The organism is Pontiella desulfatans, from assembly GCF_900890425.1.
In the GTDB taxonomy this organism is placed as follows: Bacteria; Verrucomicrobiota; Kiritimatiellia; order Kiritimatiellales; family Pontiellaceae; genus Pontiella; species Pontiella desulfatans.
This window is the reverse complement of the sequence record NZ_CAAHFG010000002.1, coordinates 764,345-781,446: the sequence shown is the minus strand read 5'-3', so window position 1 is coordinate 781,446 and position 17,102 is coordinate 764,345. Positions and strand designations below refer to the sequence as shown.

16 protein-coding genes are annotated in these 17,102 nt (G+C 60.2%); 9 read left to right on the top strand and 7 right to left on the bottom strand.

The window, feature by feature from the left end; translation table 11 throughout:
• Positions 1-62: 62 nt before the first annotated feature.
• Complete coding sequence (locus tag E9954_RS18885; RefSeq protein WP_136080840.1) at positions 63-938, top strand: TraB/GumN family protein; 876 nt, start codon at positions 63-65, stop codon at positions 936-938.
• 12 nt (positions 939-950) lie between these two features.
• Here the strand turns inward: E9954_RS18885 and E9954_RS18880 are convergent, their stop codons facing one another.
• Positions 951-2,117, bottom strand: a complete 1,167-nt coding sequence (locus tag E9954_RS18880; protein ID WP_136080839.1) for a CAP domain-containing protein — start codon at positions 2,115-2,117, stop codon at positions 951-953.
• A 210-nt stretch (positions 2,118-2,327) separates the two neighbouring features.
• Here E9954_RS18880 and E9954_RS18875 point away from each other — a divergent pair, with 210 nt between their 5' ends.
• The 3 genes from E9954_RS18875 (at position 2,328) to E9954_RS18865 (ending at position 5,222) form a co-directional block, all read left to right on the top strand.
• Positions 2,328-2,600, top strand: coding sequence for a hypothetical protein (locus tag E9954_RS18875; RefSeq protein WP_222847238.1), 273 nt, complete (start codon positions 2,328-2,330; stop codon positions 2,598-2,600).
• A 22-nt stretch (positions 2,601-2,622) separates the two neighbouring features.
• Entirely contained in the window at positions 2,623-4,236 is a 1,614-nt protein-coding gene (gene nadB / locus E9954_RS18870; protein ID WP_136080838.1) for an L-aspartate oxidase, read from the top strand.
• A 167-nt stretch (positions 4,237-4,403) separates the two neighbouring features.
• Positions 4,404-5,222 carry a hypothetical protein gene (locus E9954_RS18865; protein WP_136080837.1) on the top strand — a complete coding sequence of 273 codons (819 nt, stop codon included), beginning with the start codon at positions 4,404-4,406 and terminating at the stop codon, positions 5,220-5,222.
• Positions 5,223-5,268: 46 nt separating this feature from the next.
• Here the strand turns inward: E9954_RS18865 and E9954_RS33085 are convergent, their stop codons facing one another.
• From E9954_RS33085 to E9954_RS18835, 6 genes are read right to left on the bottom strand one after another with little or no spacing between them, the layout of a single operon-like run.
• Positions 5,269-5,529: an acyl carrier protein gene (locus tag E9954_RS33085; RefSeq protein WP_222847237.1), complete on the bottom strand. Its 261-nt coding sequence runs from the start codon at positions 5,527-5,529 to the stop codon at positions 5,269-5,271.
• A gap of 18 nt (positions 5,530-5,547) precedes the next feature.
• The gene (locus E9954_RS18855) at positions 5,548-5,778 is read right to left on the bottom strand and encodes a hypothetical protein (RefSeq protein ID WP_136080836.1); all 231 of its coding nucleotides are present in this window, start codon (positions 5,776-5,778) and stop codon (positions 5,548-5,550) included.
• Positions 5,775-6,530: a hypothetical protein gene (locus E9954_RS18850; RefSeq protein WP_136080835.1), complete on the bottom strand. Its 756-nt coding sequence runs from the start codon at positions 6,528-6,530 to the stop codon at positions 5,775-5,777. The genes E9954_RS18855 and E9954_RS18850 overlap by 4 nt, the downstream gene beginning before the upstream one ends.
• On the bottom strand, positions 6,527-6,988 hold the full coding sequence (locus E9954_RS18845; RefSeq protein ID WP_168442398.1) for an ExbD/TolR family protein: 462 nt from the start codon (positions 6,986-6,988) through the stop codon (positions 6,527-6,529). The genes E9954_RS18850 and E9954_RS18845 overlap by 4 nt, the downstream gene beginning before the upstream one ends.
• On the bottom strand, positions 6,975-7,619 hold the full coding sequence (locus E9954_RS18840) for a MotA/TolQ/ExbB proton channel family protein (protein ID WP_136080833.1): 645 nt from the start codon (positions 7,617-7,619) through the stop codon (positions 6,975-6,977). Before E9954_RS18840 ends, E9954_RS18845 begins: the two co-directional genes overlap by 14 nt.
• The gene (locus E9954_RS18835; RefSeq protein ID WP_168442397.1) at positions 7,619-10,153 is read right to left on the bottom strand and encodes a tetratricopeptide repeat protein; all 2,535 of its coding nucleotides are present in this window, start codon (positions 10,151-10,153) and stop codon (positions 7,619-7,621) included. Before E9954_RS18835 ends, E9954_RS18840 begins: the two co-directional genes overlap by 1 nt.
• Positions 10,154-10,394: 241 nt before the next feature.
• Between E9954_RS18835 and E9954_RS18830 the strand changes: the two genes are divergently transcribed.
• From E9954_RS18830 to E9954_RS18810, 5 genes are all read left to right on the top strand, one after another.
• Complete coding sequence (locus tag E9954_RS18830; protein WP_136080831.1) at positions 10,395-11,858, top strand: DUF1800 domain-containing protein; 1,464 nt, start codon at positions 10,395-10,397, stop codon at positions 11,856-11,858.
• Between the two features lie 14 nt (positions 11,859-11,872).
• Positions 11,873-13,123: a DUF1501 domain-containing protein gene (locus tag E9954_RS18825; protein ID WP_136080830.1), complete on the top strand. Its 1,251-nt coding sequence runs from the start codon at positions 11,873-11,875 to the stop codon at positions 13,121-13,123.
• Between the two features lie 76 nt (positions 13,124-13,199).
• Complete coding sequence (locus E9954_RS18820; protein WP_136080829.1) at positions 13,200-14,087, top strand: radical SAM protein; 888 nt, start codon at positions 13,200-13,202, stop codon at positions 14,085-14,087.
• 81 nt (positions 14,088-14,168) lie between these two features.
• Positions 14,169-15,602: a S1C family serine protease gene (locus E9954_RS18815; protein ID WP_168442396.1), complete on the top strand. Its 1,434-nt coding sequence runs from the start codon at positions 14,169-14,171 to the stop codon at positions 15,600-15,602.
• A complete protein-coding gene (locus E9954_RS18810; RefSeq protein WP_136080827.1) occupies positions 15,599-17,059 on the top strand; it encodes a PDZ domain-containing protein in 1,461 nt (486 codons plus the stop codon). Before E9954_RS18815 ends, E9954_RS18810 begins: the two co-directional genes overlap by 4 nt.
• The last annotated feature ends 43 nt before the right edge of the window (positions 17,060-17,102 follow it).

Below are 17,102 nucleotides of genomic sequence, written 5' to 3'. Positions count from 1 at the left end.
ATATACTTCTTTCAAGCAACCTTGAATTCTGTACAGTTCCACAAACCCCAGAAGGAGTAGCAATGCAGACCAAACGTTCATTCATGGTTTCCTCGTTCCTGGCTCTCGCACTTTCCCTGGCGGGCGTCGCGCAGGCCAAAAGTTGCCTATGGAAGGCAACATCGAAAAATGGCACCCTTTACGTGCAAGGCTCGTCGCACGTGCTGAAGGCGGAAAACTATCCCCTGGCCCCGGCCATCGAAGCCGCCTACTCCAACTCAACCGCCCTGGTGCTGGAGGTGGACATGGCCGAGATGATGTCGCCCAAGACCCAGCAGCTCATCATGGGCAAGGCCATGCTTGCCCCGCCGGCCAACCTGCAAAGCGTCCTCAAGCCCGTCACCTACCAAAGCCTGGAAAGCGCCTGCACCGAAATCGGTTTGCCGATCGCCGCAATCCAACAATTCAAACCCTGGTTCGCCACCATGACCCTCACGCTCGTCAAAATGCAGCAAATGGGACTCGCCGCCGAACATGGCCTCGATAAGCATTTCTATGAAAAAGCCAAGGCCGACCACAAAAAGATTATCGGACTCGAAAGCATCGACTACCAAATCAGCCTGTTCGACAGCCTGTCCGATGCCAATCCGGACGATTTCGTCAACCGCGCCCTCGAAGACCTGAAAATGGTTGAGGAAGAGATTGAAAAACTGCTCGCCGCCTGGGAGACGGGCGACATGGCAACGCTGGACGAACTGCTGAACTCGGGCTTCAAGGATTACCCGGACATCTATAACCGGTTCATCACCGCACGAAACAAAATCTGGATTGATCGCCTCGCCAAACTCTCCATGGACGACGAAACCTACATGGTGGTCGTCGGAGCAGGCCATCTGCCGAGTCCCACCGGCCTCCTGGAGCTGCTCAGGAAAAAGGGTTTCTCGCTCGAGCAATTATAAAGCCATATTGATTCAAGGCATCCAACGGGCAACGATCCGGTAGAAGCTGTTCGCGTCGCGCCCAAAGGCGCCGCCATCAGTAAAGGTCATCACGGCACCGGTTCCGTTGGAGAACGCCGCATGGGCGGGAATCCAATCCACCAGGTTGGTGCTGCGCTCAATCCGGTACTGCACGTCGGCGGAGGAATTCCAGGACACCGTGAAGTCGGTCGCCACCGAGGCATAGGTGGCCCACGACGGCTCCGGCGGCAGAGGATTCAGGTTGCGGAAACCAACGTTTCTAGAACCTGAAACCCGCGTGAACCCTCCCAAGGCAACGGACTCGCCCGGCGCAAGGGTTACGGTTTCAAAGTTGTGGTAATCCTGTGGAATCGAAAGCGAACGGATGCCCTCGGTGGTGTTGCGCAGGAGCACGACCGCACCGGTGCCAGAGGGAATATCCATGATGGGGATCGCGAAACTCCCGACGGTCCCGGAAACATCATAGGAACCCGTTGCCGTTCCATTGACCTCGATGCCTACCTCGATGCCGGGAACCCCTTCCCCCTGGTCATACCTTCCATCATGATCGGCATCGTAGAACAGGGTGCCGGTGAAGGTGTAGAAGTACGACCTGGTTCTCCCCAGATCCATGGTGTAGTAGTGCCAATACTTTGAGGAAGAGGAATAATAATGGCCGCATCCGAAGTCGGTAAGCCGTTCAACATACATATCCTCGCGGTGGTAGGTACTGTTCCACCATCCGAGATAGATCTGCGCCGTGGTCAAATTCTGGGAGGCCGCAATATTTTCGCGGGGAGTTCCCCAGTCATAGCCTTCAACCTCCATCCGGTCCTGGAACCCAGGATAGAGCGCGGCATCGTAGTAAAAGCTGTTCGACAAGGTGTCGTGTTGGAACGTGTTGCGGCGGGCCATGTCCTCCGAATGGCGGCGGGCCGAGCGAATGAGCGCCTCGTGGGGGGCAAGCGGCCCAGCGGAAGGGGAGCCGTCGCCTGCAACCGCATAGGCGGTTCCCCGCGCCGCATTCTCGGCGGCGAAATCGTAGCGGCCTCGGTTCAGCAACCAGCGAATCTCTTCCTCCAACGCCGTTGGGGAACCATCCTGCACATACTCCGTCTGCGCGTAGAGGCGCATTGTGATCCATAGATTGCATATAAGAAACAGACACGCACGCTTCATGGAACCTCCCAGATTCACTCCACGGTTTTTTTCGCAAGCTGGGAATGAACCAAAACCTTCTTCATCAAGCGATGTTTAATAACGTTTATTTTGCCCGACGAATGATATTCTTTAAAACCCCGCCGCGCCGCTCTTTCCCATTCACGTGAATTCGCGGTTTCTTTTCCGCTCCCCGAACCGTATATTGCTTGCCCGAAAGGAATGGAAAAGATGAGCGGAATGAAAAGTGCATACGATCTGGCCATGGAACGCCTCGGCGGGGAATCGAACGAACTAACCGACGGGCAGAAGGCGGCCCTCTCGGAAATCGACACGAAAACGAAGGCCAAGGTGGCCGAAACCGAGATCATGTTCGATCAGCAGCTGGCCACCGAAGCCGATCCAGCCAAGGCGGCCATGATCCTGCAAACCCGGCAGCAGCAAATCGCCAGAATCAAGGCCGATGCCGAAGAGAAAAAGGAGAACGTCAGGCAAAAGGCATAAGGCACTCGTTCCTTCCTACAAGATGAACACCCAATCATACGACTTCCTCATCATTGGCTCTGGCCTGGCCGGACTCACCGCCGCGCTCGAGCTCGGCAAACACGGGCGCGTGCTGGTGGCCAGCAAGGTCGAGGCCTCCGAGTGCAACAGTTTCTATGCCCAAGGCGGCATCGCCTGCGTAATCGACCCGAAAGACACGGTCGAAGCACACATGGAAGATACGCTCGGAACCGGCTATGGACTGGGAGATCCGGACGTGGTCAGGCGCGTGGTCCAGGGTGCCCTTGAACGCATCGCCCAACTCGAAGAGCTCGGCATCGAGTTCGACCAGCGCAAACGCAAGGGCAAGGAAAACGAATACGACCTTGGCCAGGAAGGCGGCCACTCGCATCGGCGCGTGCTGCATGCCGGCGACATTACCGGGCAATCGATGATGCAGGTGCTCATTGCCCGCGCCCGCGAAAACACCAACATCACCATCCGCGAAAACCTCATGGCGGTCGACCTCGTCACCACGGGCTGGATCAAACATCCCGGAGGAAACCGCTGCATCGGCGCCTACTTCCTCAACAAGAAAACCGACGAGATATACGCGATCAACGCCAAGTGCACCGTCTTGGCCACCGGCGGCCTCGGCAAGGTCTATCCCTACACCTCCAACCCCGATGTCGCCACCGGCGACGGCGTTGCCATGGCCTGGCGCGCCGGCCTACCGGTCCGCAACATGGAATTCGTGCAGTTCCACCCCACCTGCCTCTACCACCCACAGGCCAAATCGTTCCTCATTTCCGAGGCCGTACGCGGCGAAGGCGCCGAGCTCAAGGACATCCGCGGACACGCTTTCATGGAGGATTTCGACGCCCGCGGCTCGCTCGCCACGCGCGATGTCACCGCGCGCGCCATCGACTTCGTGATGAAGAAGCACGGCGACCCGTATGTCTATCTCGACATCACCCATCGTTCCGAAGCCTTCCTGCGAAAGCGCTTCCCCAACCTCTATGCCGCCTGCCTGCGCTACGGCATCAACATGGCCACCGACCCGATCCCGGTCGTGCCCGCCGCGCACTATTCCTGCGGGGGCGTCGTGGCGGAAGTCAACGGAACCACCGCCCTGCCCGGCCTCTACGCCTGCGGCGAAGTGGCCAGCACCGGCCTGCACGGCGCCAACCGACTCGCCAGCAACTCGCTGCTCGAAGCGCTCGTTTGCGGGCACGAAGCCGCGCTCGAAATCGGGCGCGTCTGGCAAGAGTTCGATGAAGAGGTGGCGATCCCCGCATGGAAATGCGGCGAGGCCGTCTCCTCCGACGAAGCGGTCGTGGTGGAGCACAACTGGAACGAAGTGCGCACCGCCATGTGGGACTATGTCGGCATTGTCCGCACCGAGCGCCGCCTGTCGCGCGCCCGCCGACGCATCCGCAACCTGCGCGAGGAAATCAAGCAATACTACGGCGACTACCTCGTCACCTCCGACCTGCTGGAGCTACGCAACATTGCCGACGTGGCCGAGCTGATCGTCCGCTCCGCCAAGCAGCGCAAGGAGAGTCGCGGCCTCCACTACATGGCCGACCACCAGCAGCAGGACGATGCCCCGACCGACACCATCATCCACGACAAACCCGGCGGACCGCTGACCTAAAGCCGGCGGCACGAATAGCACTGCAGCCCTAGCAGGCGCAAGAACTGTGCCGCAGGCCTTGGGACGCCTCCGCGCAGTGAACCAGTACCACTCACCCCCCATATCAATTCCACCCACAACGTCGTTTCTGATTTGACGGCCGTCGATTTAGATACGACACTTCGGGCATGCAATGGGCGACATTCCATCATCCGGACATCAGCTTCCCCGTCGTTAGGCGGCGCATGGCGATGGAGCTACTCGAACTGCTGGATGTCGCCTCCGTGTTCCTCAGCAGGGGCGGCTGGGCCGTACTAAACCGCTCGTGCTATCCCAACCAAAAACTATATAGGGATGCGACTTACCGATTGCGCGACAAGGGGCTGCTTGTTCACCACCGCGAGGGAGGACGAACCCCCAAACTTACATTGACAGAAGCGGGTGAAGGCAGCCTCCCCGACTATTTCAACCCGGAAAAGGCGTGGAGCAGGAAATGGAACAGCATTTGGTACCTCTTCGTCTACGACGTTCCCGAAGCCGACCGCAAGTATCGCGACGTATTAAGGCAATTCCTCAAACGCCTGAACATGGGATGCCTTCAGCAGAGCGTGTGGATCACACCGATTGACATTCGCCCCGAATTCGACGACTTGGTCAAGGCGGCATCGGTGGATGCCTTCGCCTATTTGTTCGAATCAAGAACCGTGCTTGGATTGCCAAACCGGCGCGTGGTTGATGATGCATGGGATTTTGATCGGGTGAAGCAAATCCAGTCCCACTACTGCAACGTGATGGAAGAAAACATGGCCCGGTTGGCCAACGGGAAGGTCGGCGTGGAAGATCTTGCCCCGCTCATACGCCTGTCCCTTGAAGGCCTAGGTGCAGCGTTCTCCGAAGACCCCCTGCTACCAAAAATTCTTTGGCCTCCCGGCTATGAAGGGGAACGGGCCATCGGCCTCCACCGAACACTTTTTGAATCCATTGGGAAGACGCTCCAAAACGCCTGATCCAAATCGACGGCCGTCGTTTCGGATTGGGCGATATCCACCAGGCTCAAACCCCATAATCCTCCACGAAACGGGCATCTTCCGAATACTGCTCCTCTGCAATACCGAAGACATCCACCAATGCCCGGCGGCTAATGCAAAAAGCCCGTTGCGATGGGCACACGGCTTTATCCGCATGACTGACCTTCGACCAGACCAGTTCGATCACATCCCTTGGGTGCAGGCAAACCTCCGCCTCTTCATCCTCGATTCGAATACCAAAGACATTTTCGGTTTCCATGATCAACTCAACGCCATCGAGTCCCATGTCGATCTCCAAGGGAAGTTAAGTCCTGACGGCCTCATTGAGGTTGCCGCAGCGGGGGCAGCGGTCCATCGGGCGGCTGCGGGCGAAGGCGTAGACATGGCCGCAGCGGGAACATTCGTAGATGCTCTCGCGTTCGCGCATCGGGTGGTGCATGTTGCGGAAGTTGTAGACCAGCGCCAGTATGGCGGTAACCAACAACGGCACACTGACGAAAACCACCATGATGGTGCCCAACTCCAGGGAAATCATTTCCCCTCCTTTTCCTTGGCGGCGGTTTCGGGCTTGGCGGATGTTTCGGGCGAGTAGATCTCGATGCTACCCTCGATGGACTCCCCCGGCTTGAAATGCAAGCCGTAGAGCAGCAGCAATACCTGCCGGTTCAGCGACGCGGATTCGAGCGGGCGCTCAAGAAACACATGCTGAACGGAACCGGCTTCGGACACGCTGACGGACGCGCGCGCTTCCCAGGCCTTTTGCACCTCCAGGTTCAACGATGCCGGAAGCACGATGCCGCCTTCGAGACGCTCCTTCAGTTCGGGCGCGATCGTTACGCGCCGGGCGGCCGGTTGCGCTTCCGGCGCCACGAACACATCGACCGGCAAGGAGGGTTCGCCCCCATCGCCGGCCAGCATCAACCCCTGCGGCACCAACCGGTGATCCGGGACTTGCGAAACCGGATCAACCTCCAGGAAGCTTTCGGACTGCTCGGGCCGCGAAAGGGTGTTCAACGGCGTAACCACATCGTTCAGGAACAGTTCGCGGCTGAATCCCATGCCGGAAGGAAGGGAAAAGACCACGGGCGACTTCACCGTGCGAATTTGGGTTTCGGTAAGTGGAAAGCTTTTATCCAGTTGCATCATATAGCCCGTCTGGGGGGGCACCCGCACACCGCCGATTCCGTTGCGTCCCGCCGGCGACAGGACAACAAAAAGCAACAGATGTGCAGCAACACCAACCAATGCCGCCCATAGCAATCCCCTGTTGGAGGGGGGGTGGGTCATTGCACAGGCTCCTCGACGGCGGCGATTTTCGTGGCGATTGAGACTTCGGAGATGCCGGCATCCATTGCGGCGTTCCACGCCTTGATCACGGTTCCATGCGCCACGCGTTCATCGGCCTCGATGATCAGCGGCGAACCGCGGTGCTTGCCGGCCGCGGATTCCAGGGCCAGGGCAAGGCGGTCGAGGTCGAGGCGTTCATCGTCGAAATAGAACCACCCTCCGCGTGTGATGGAGAGCACCATCGACTCGAAACGCGCACCGCCGCTGAACGCGGATTCCGGCAGGCTGATATTGATTCCCGGTTGCATGACAAAGGGAGAAACGGCCAGGAAGAAGGCCAGCGCCAAGAGCGCCGCATCGCTGAAAGCCACGCTAATGGTGAACACCCCGGCGGGCTTGCGCGTTGGCTTGAAGCGGCGCAGCTGCTGGCTTTTGGCGTGCGGGTCAAAGGGTTTCATCGCCGGATTCCCCCGTTGGGCTGCTTCGGTCGTAGACGAGGAAGCGATAGACCTCCTCGGCGGCATATTCCATGTTCAGCGTGATGGTCTCCACCCGGCTGAGCAGGAAGTTGTAGCCGGCAAAGGATGGAATCGAAACGCCCAATCCAAAGGCGGTGGTGGTGAGTGCCTGCCAAATACCTCCGGAAAGATCGCCGATCTCGGCCAGGGGAGCATTCTGCTGCATGGCCATGAAAACACGGACCAGCCCGATGACCGTGCCCATCAATCCCAGCAGCGGCGAGACCTGTGCAATGGTCAGCAAGCCGCCCAGGTTTTTTTCCAGGCGCGGGATTTCCCCGAGTCCGGCCTTGGTGATGGTTTGCTTGAGTTCCTCCGGCGGCTCATCGGCATGCAGCAACCCGGTGCGGACGATGTGCGCGACGGGGCCGGGGGTTTGATCGCAAATCGATACGGCCTCGGTGGTATTGCCGCGGTTGACAATGGTGTAGATGCCGCTGAGGAAATCGTCCTGCTTGATCTGGGCGCGGTGCAGATGGAACACGCGTTCCAGGAACAGGATGGCCGCCGCCACGCTGCATACCAGGAGCGGCCACATGATCCATCCACCTTTAACCATCAGTTCCCACATTATTCCGTCTCCTCTGCTTGCTGAAACATCAGCCAATTGTCCGCCTTGATTTTTTCGATGCGCTTGGCCGCCTCGTCCTTGGCCGGCACATTGGCCTGGATGACGCGTTCGTAGACTTGCACCGCTTCCTTCCAGGCCTTTTCCTTTTCCTTGAGCGTCGCCGCCCCGAATGCGGAGCGGGTGAACCAGATCACGCTATAGGGAGAATGCTCCACATTGTCGTTGATGAAGGTGTAGACCACGTTCATGTAGCGGCTGAAGGCTTTGTCGGGCACATTGGTTTTTTCGAGGCAACGCCCAATCCAGTATTCGGCCTCGAGCTTGAGCGCCACCGGCGCGGAGGCGCGGTCGAGGATGGCCTGGTAGGAGTTCATGGCCTCGGCATAGCGCGCCGGGTTGTCGCTCGCCAGCGTAAACTGGCAACCGCCCTTGCGCCCCCAGGCCCCGTTCACCAGATAGCTCTCCGGATAGTTCTTGATGATTTCCTCGAAGGCCAGGATGGCGCGGGCAAACTCGCCGAGCTCGGTCAAGGCATCGCCCTGGGCAAAGCGGGTCTGCGGCAGGATCTCGCTTTCGGGATAGTTCTTGGCGATCTCCGAATAGCGCTCGATCGCCGTCACATAGCTCGACTGCGCCGAGGCGCAGCGCCCGGCCCAATAGAGCGCCCGCGGCGCCAGGCGGTTGCCCTTGAAGTCGGCGGCGATCCGCAGGAAGAGCGGTTCTGCATCCGTATAGTTGCCTTGGTTGAAGTGGTGTTCCGCCAACCAGAAAATCACCTCCGGTGTCCATTCGGAGTCGGGATAGGTTTCGATGAAGTCCTGGCAGGTCTTGACGCCCTCCTCGGTTTTCCCCTGCCAGGCGAGGCTGAAGCCGCGCAGGTAGGTGGCCTGGGGAACGTGCTCGCTCTGCGGATAGTTGGCCATCACGCTCTCGAAGGCCTTCTGCGCTTCCGGGAACTGCCGAAGCTTGTAGAGGGCGATTCCCCGCTGGTGCTCGCTGAGCGCCTGGGTGGCCGGGCTGTTGGTATAGGTCTGGCCGATCAGCGTGTATTTCGCCAGCACCTCCTCCCATTTCTGGCTCGCCCACAAAACGTCCGCGGCCCGCAGTGCCGCCTTTTCGGCGAACCCGCTGGAGGCATGGTTCTGCTCCAGCGTCTGGAACACCTGGAGGGCCTCGGGCCGCTTGCCGCCGCGCGCCAGCGCCAGCCCTTGCTGGTAGAGCGCGTTCGGCACGTTCTCCGAATCGGAATACTGGGTAATGAAATCCTTGTAGCGTTTTTCGGCATCCTCGTATTTCCCGGCCTTGTAGTAGGCATCGCCGGACTTGAACAGTGCAGCGGCCTTGTCGGCGGGCAGCTTCAGCTCGTTCACCGCCTTGTCGAGCACCACGGCGGCCTCGGCATAGCGCCCCGGTTCGATCGACCACAGGGCAACCCCTTTGCCGAAATAGGCCTTGGCCAATCCGTCCGGATCGACGGCGACATCCAGATAAACCTGATAGGCTTCGTCGGCTTCCGCATAGCGTTTGGCCTGCAGGAGCGCGCCGGCCTTTTCCAGTTGAAGTTCTGCGGCAATGGTTTCGTTCGGGGCTTCCGCACGGCACTCTTCGAGCACCTTGAGCGCCCCGCCCGTGTCGCCTTCCCGCAGCAGCATGCGTGCGAGCGACATCTTTAGCGGCACCCGCTGGCGGGCATCGGGTGAAAGCAGGATGGCCCGGCGCATGGCCGCCACCGACGGCTCCTGCCGGCCCGCCGTTTCTTCGAGCGCAGCGAGGTCGACATAGGCATCGATGCGGTAGGCCAGGCGCGTCTGCTGGTTCGTGGCCAGTCCGGCCAGCAGGTCGCGGGCGGGATCGAAATTTTCCTGCCCGCCTTGGGTGTAAAGCACGTGCGCCAGCTTGAGCCGGGCCCGTTGCGTGGCCTGTGCGCCGCTCTCTTTCGCCAGCGCCTCATAGATGGCAATCGCTTCGGGAATGCGCTTTTGCCGGGTGTAGACCGCCGCCAGATCAAATTGGTTTTCGATGCGGTCGCGATGCTGGGGAAACGCCTTGGAAAATTGCAGGTAGGACGCTTCGGCCTCATCGAGCTTTCCGTTTTTCAGCTCCATGCTTGCCCGGAGCCGCAGGGCCGAGGGGGCGTAGCGGCTTTGCGCCATGGCCTCGCCGCCCTTGGCCAGTTCCTTGAGCGCCACGCTGTATTTCCGCAATTCGAAGTTGGCGCGGGCCCGCCAGTAGACATAGCCCGGTTCTCCGTCGTATTCCTTCAACAACTCCAGCATTTCGGAATATCGCTTTTGCCCCCACAAGGCATGCGAGAGCAGCAGCACCGCCTCGCGGACATCATCCGGGTTCGGTTCCTCCGAGCGCAACACGCCCCGGGCCTGCTGCTCGGCCAGCACATAAAAACCGTCGTCCAGCGATGCCCGTATGTTCGGCAGGCGCGTACTCTCCGGTTTTGGAACCGCATTCTGCGCAACCGCCCCTAGGGCGAACAACAGCGAAAACACTATTAAAATGGATAAACGGGTATGCCGCATCAAGATTCCCAATGGTTGATCGACCATTATTTCGATTGGCCGGAAAATATAAAGCCAATTCTTCCCATCGACTTCCCGCACAGGCCACGGAACCATCCACGGCCGTGGATGGTTACGTGGCCTGCCCCGGGAATTGCGTTTTCCCCGGCGCAATACATGGTGATACGCGATCATGTTTTAAACATTGAATTGTCCGATATTTCCAGCGACCCTCGTCATCCCATTGGAAGGAGCATCCGTCATGAAGCAGCTATCCCCAGAGAAATGGAACAGCAAGCGCGCCGCGCACCTGCTGGCCCGATCCGGTTTTGGCGCAACCCCGGAGCAAATCGAGGCCGCCGAGAACCGGCCGATGGAAGAGGTGGTCGACCGGATTCTCACCCCGGCCACGGATATCGCCCCCCCTTCGTGGATTGGGCCGGGCGTGGATGAAAAGCCCAACTACAAGGAGTTGCAACAAGGCCTCAACGAAGAGGAAAAGCAAGCGGTTCGGAAAATCATCCAGCAGGAATACAACGAACAGCAGCGCGAACTGGTTGGTTGGTGGATCAACCGGATGGTCACCTCCCCCAGCCAGCTGCAGGAAAAAATGACGCTTTTCTGGCATGGCCATTTTGCGACCAGCTCCCGCAAGGTGCGCATCCCCTATATGATGTATCTGCAAAACCAAACCTTCCGGAAACATGGGCTGGGCAACTGGAAGGAGTTGGTTACCGCGGTTTCGCAGGATCCGGCGATGCTGATCTACCTCGACAACACCCGCTCCAAGGCGGGCGCGGCCAACGAAAACTATGCGCGCGAGCTGATGGAGCTGTTCACCCTTGGCGAAGGCCACTACTCCGAACAGGACATCAAGGAATCCGCCCGGGCCTTCACCGGATGGATGGTCGATTCGAAAAAGTATGCCTTCCGCGATGCCACCGCCCCCCTTCCACCGAAAAAAGGCAAGCCGCAGAAAAACCGCTATCACGACGAGGGCTCCAAGGTTTTCTTTGGCCAGGAGGGCCACTTCGACGGTCACGACATTATCCGGATCATCCTGGAGCAGGAGCAGGCCTCGAAGTTCATGGTGGCCAAGCTATGGCGCTTTTTTGCCTACGAAGACCCCGAGCCGGAGCTGGTTGACCAGCTGGCCGCCGAGTTCAGATTGAACAATTATGAAATCGCGCCTGTCTTAAGGGCCATGTTCATGAGCAAGGCATTCTACGGCAAGAAAGCGATCCGTACGCAGATCAAGAGCCCGGCGCAATGGCTGGCCGGTTCGTGCATCGTGCTGGGCATCGACGAGCCCGACCCCGGATTCGGCATGAATGCCATGCGAACGCTGTGCCAGGAGCTGTTCGCCCCGCCCAACGTCAAGGGCTGGGACGGCGGCTATGCCTGGATCACCACCTCGTCGCTGACGCAGCGCTACAACCTCGCGTCGTCGCTCCTCAACCACCGGCCGCGCGGCAAGGAGAAGAACGAGCGCCTGCCCTACACCGTGAAAACCGAAACCGTGCTGCCACAAGCCATGCGGGCAAGCACCGGGCAGGCGCGCGACTACCTGGTCGACCGCGTCTACCAGGCCCAGCTGCCCGGCGAAGACATGGAACGGCTCAATGCCTTCCTCGGGGCACAACCACCCGCAAACGAGTGGACGGATGCCCACGTGCGGAATATATTGCACGTAATGATGAGCACACCGCAGTACCAACTGACGTAGCAAGGAGACGGATCATGAAAATGAATCGACGTGAATTCACCTATCTCACCGCCTGGGGCGGCGCCATCGGCATGGCCTCGCGCACAACATTCGGCGCACCGGACACCAAGGCCCCCATCCTGGTCGTCATCCAACTGGCGGGCGGCAACGACGGGCTCAACACCGTCGTCCCGATCAACAACGACCACTACTACACCGCGCGCCCCAAGATCGCCATCAAGCCCTCGGATGCCATTGCCATCGACGGCGCCACCGGGCTGCACCCCAACCTGACCGGGTTGAAGGCGATCCATGACGAAGGGCAGCTCGCCATCGTCGAGGGCGTGGGCTATCCCAACCCCAACCGCTCGCATTTCCGTTCCACCGAAATCTGGCATACCGGCTCCGATTCCAAGACGTTCGAGAAACATGGATGGATCGGGCGCTACTTCGACACCTACTGCAAGGAGTCGCCGGCCAGCATCGGCCTCTGCATCGGGAAACAAAACCCGCAGGCCTTCACCGCCGCCATGCCCAAGGGCGTCACCTTCAACGACCCCCGCGAGCTCAGGGTCAAGAAGGCCAAGGGCTCCGATGCCATGATGATGCAGATGATGGGTATGGAGGAGGACGGGATGGAAGCCACCGCCGGCGAGTCCATCGGCGACCTCGGCGGCGCGGTCGGCAACACCTCCGGCCTCAACCCGCTGGAGTTCCTTGAAAACACGGCCACCGAAGCGAGCATCAGCGCCAAGCAGATCGAAACCATCCTCAAACGGGTGAAGCCGGAAACCACGTTTCCGGGCAGCCGCTTCGCCAAGGAGCTGCAGGTTACCGCTCAACTGATCCGCGGCGAAATGCCCACCGGCATCTACTACCTCTCGCGCGGCGGGTTCGACACCCACACCAACCAGAGCGGATCGCACATGGCGCTGATGAAGGAGATCGGCGACGGGCTACAGGCCTTCCACGCCGAGATGAAAGCCGCCGGCCTCTCCAACCGCGTCTGCGTGCTGGTCTATTCCGAATTCGGTCGCCGGGTGAAGGAAAACGCCAGCGGCGGAACCGACCACGGCGTGGCGCAGCCCGTCTTCGTGATGGGCGGGGCGGTCAGGGGCGGCCGCTACGGCAAGCGCCCGAGCCTGGCGCCCGACGACCTCGTCAAGGGCGACATCGCGCACACCACCGACTACCGCTCCGTCTACGCCACCCTGCTCGAAAAACACATGGGCGTCGACAGCAAGCCGGTGCTACTTGGCAAATACGATACGCTGAATTTCATTTAAAAGTGATTGGCCGCCAGAGAGCGCAGGGAACACAAAGGATTTCTTTCCTTGCGTTCTCTGCGTTCTTTTGTGGCTAATGTTCGACATGCAAAGCAACCACTCCCTTTTTCGTCCGCCCGCCGAGGCGCGTAGTTTGATTATCCGCATCCAGGACGGCTGTCCGTGGAACCAGTGTACCTTTTGCGGCATGTACAAAGGGGTCAACTGCCGCTTCCGCTCGATGGAGGAGATGGAACTGGGCATCGATGCCGCCCGCAAGGACTGGCCTTCCGCCCGCCGCATCTTTTTGGCGGATGGCGATGTGATGGCGATGCCGTTCGACAAACTCCACTCCGTGCTGGGCATGCTGAACGACCGCTTTCCCCGGCTCGCCCGGGTGAACGTCTATGCCAACGGGCATTCGATCCTCCGGAAAACGAACGAGGAACTTGCGGCATTGAAACGGCTCAAGCTCAACACCCTCTACATGGGACTCGAAAGCGGCCACGAGGAAACCCTGCGGGCGGCGAAAAAGCGCGAAACCGCCGAAGAGATGATCGAGGCCGGGCAACGCGCGCAGGCCGCCGACCTACGGATGTCGGTGATGGTGCTGACCGGACTCGGCGGACAAACCAACCGCCAGCTCCATGCCGCCGCCACCGCCGACGCGCTCAACCGGATGCAGCCGCGCCTACTCTCCGCCCTGCGCGTCATCCCCATTCCCGGAACCGAGCTCCATGGGCAGGAGCAGGCCGGAACCTTCCAGCAGGTTACCGAATACCAGGCGATGCAGGAGCTGCGCGACATGATCGAGGGGCTGGAGCTCGAAGGCACCGTCTTCCGCGCCGACCATTCGTCGAACATCCTGCCGCTCGAAGGCCGCTTCCCCAAGGACAAGCCGCGCCTGCTCGACGAGCTCAACACCCTCCTCGCCTCCGGCACCCTCGACACCGAAGCCCCCGGCGCCCCGCCGCTGTCGCTCTAAACGAAGTCTGGCCTTTAAACTCAAAAAGAAACAGGTAGACTGATTACGTTCTTTTATTTGAATGAGGTCAATATGAGGCGAATGGCGATAGTTTGCATGGTGGTTCTTTCCCTGGGCGCGCGGGCGCAGGTGGAGCAATCGGTGGTGAGGATCGTGAACCAGTACAACCGGTTCAGCTGGTTCACGCCGTGGGATTCGGGCTCGACCGGCAGCGGCTCGGGCAGCGGGTTCGTGATTTCGAAAAACCGCATCATGACCAACGCGCATGTGGTGAGCGATGCCGCGATGCTGCTGGTCTATTTCCACAACGACCCAACGCCCTATCCGGCGCACGTCGCCGCCATCGGGCACGACTGCGACCTCGCGATTCTGGAGCTGAACGCACCGGCGCGCACGGAGTCCGTTCCGGCGTTGGAGTTCGATGCCTTGCCCGCCCTTCGCTCGCAGGTGGTGACCTATGGCTACCCCACGGGCGGCCGGTTGCTCTCGAGCACCGCGGGGGTGGTTTCGCGCATCGAACTGCAGGATTATGTGCACACCGGGCTGGATTCGCACCTGACCGTGCAGACGGATGCCGCCATCAACCCGGGCAACAGCGGCGGGCCGGTCATCCAGAACGGCAAGGTGGTTGGCGTGGCGTTCCAGGGCAACCAACAGCTCGAAAACATGGGCTTCTTTATTCCGGTGAAGGTGGTGGAGCATTTCCTGACCGACCTGGCTGACGGGCGCTATGACGGCTATCCGGAATTCGGCGCCTACACCACCTCGCTCGACAGCCCGGCGGCACGCCGCCATGCGGGCATGGTGGAGGGCGAGACCGGAGTCCGCATTGAAAACCTGCTGCGCGGCTGCGGGGCCGAGGCCGTCTTGCGCCGGGGCGACATCATTACCTCGATCAACGGCTATGCGGTGGCCAACAACGGCACGGTGGACTGGAACGGGATGCGGCTCGACTTCAACGTGGTTCCGGATCAACTGCAGAAAGGCGACAAGCTACCGCTGCGGATCATCCGCGACGGGAAAAGAATGGAGGTCGAAGCCACATTGAGCCCCTACAACCCGCTTCCGGCCAAAGCCAACCTCTACGACCGCCAACCGAGCTATTTCGTCTATGCCGGGCTGGTGTTCGTCCCGCTCAACCGGGAGACGGTTAAAACCTACTCGAACGACTGGTTCACCGACGCCCCCCAGGAGCTGATCCATGAAATGTACTACCGCCATCTCGAAGAGCGCGACTTCCTCGACGCCCCCCAGGTGATGATCATCCGGCGCCTCGACCATGAGGTGAACGTTGAGGAGGCCCTCTACACCTACCGGCTGATCGACTCCATCAATGGAAAGAGAACCCGCACCCTTGCGGAAACCATCGAAGCCATCGAGGGCAACACCGCCGACCAGCACCTGATCGAGCTCCAGCACGGCAACCGGATCATGGCACTCGACCGGAAGCAAGCGGACGCCGCCCACCTTGAAATCCTCGAAAAATACGCCATACCGAAGGATCGCAACCTATGAAAACCCTCCTTGCCGCCTTAACCCTCCCCATGGTGCTGTCGAGCCTGGCCTTTGCCCGGCCGGACCATCCCATCGAACACCAGCTGGTCACCGTGCGCGTTTCCTACCAGGCCTGGAACGAATACCGCCCGTGGCAGAAAGCGAAGCCGCTCAGCCGAACCTTCCTGGGAACGGTCGTTGCCGAAAACCGCATTCTCGTGCCGGCCGCCTATCTGCTGGACGCCACCCTGATCCAACTCGAAAAGTTCGACCGCCCGCCGCGTACCCCCGCCCGCATCGTGCATTGCGACCAGCAGGTGGGCTTGGCGGTGCTCACCACCGACGAACCGGGATTCTTCGACGACCTCAACCCCGTCGCGACGGCCGATTATGCCGAAGGCGACAACTATTATTGCGCCGCCTGGAAGTCCAGCCAACTCAACCTCTCCTCCTGCCGCTGGTCGCAGGTGAAAACCTTCAAGTCGTCGGTTCCCTACTTCGGCTATGCCGGAATCACCTTCATCACCGACCTCAAGAGCGGCGGGCGCGGCGAACCCGTCTTCAGCGAAAACCGGATGATCGGCATGACCCGGTCGCAGAACAAGGATACCATAACGGTCGTTCCCATCGACCTCATCAAGGCCTACCTCAAGGCCATCGACCTGCCGGAATATCCCGGATTCGGACGGCTCGGCGTCGATTTCCAGTTCAACCAAGGCCAGGCGCAGGCCGCCTACTTCGGGCAGGTGGGCAAACCAACGGGCGTGCGCATCCGGGGCTGCTTCCCGGAGGGATCCGCCGCGGGCATCCTGGAAAAGGACGATATCCTGCTGGAGCTCGATGGCCATGCCATCGATTCCGAAGGCGACTACAAACACCCCCGCTACGGCAGGATGTCGCTGAACCTTATCGCAACGGAAGGCCACTATGCCGGCGACCTCCTGACCGCAAAGGTATTGCGCAACAAACAGGAGATCGAACTCGAAATCCCGCTCAAGAACATTCCGCCCTCGGCCGCACTGATCCCTTTCGCACGCCCGGACCAACCGCCCCCCTACCTGGTTGCCGGCGGTCTGGTGTTCCGGGAGCTGGACGTCCCCTACCTCAAGGCCTGGGGCAGCAACTGGGAAGACCAAATCCCCGCCACCCTGCGCATCCTCAACGACCTGAAAAGCGAAGCGCCCTCCCCGGAGCAAAAACGGCTGATCGTTCTGACCGATGTGTTCCCCGACGAATACAACCTCGGCTACCACGAAATGGCCCAGAACATCGTGAAAACCGTCAATGGCCAACCGATCGACTCCATCCGCAAGATGGAGGAAGCCTTCCAGCACCCGCAAAACGGGTTCCACGTCATCGAATTCATGCCCTCCTACGGAACCTGCACGGTGATTCTCGATGCGGCCACGTTCGGGCAAGCCACGGAAAGCATCATGGAAAAATACCAGATTCCCTCCAGAATCCGGCTAAATCCCTAGTGCCACGCCCACAAGGCACCGGCTCATTCGGAGGATTCGGACC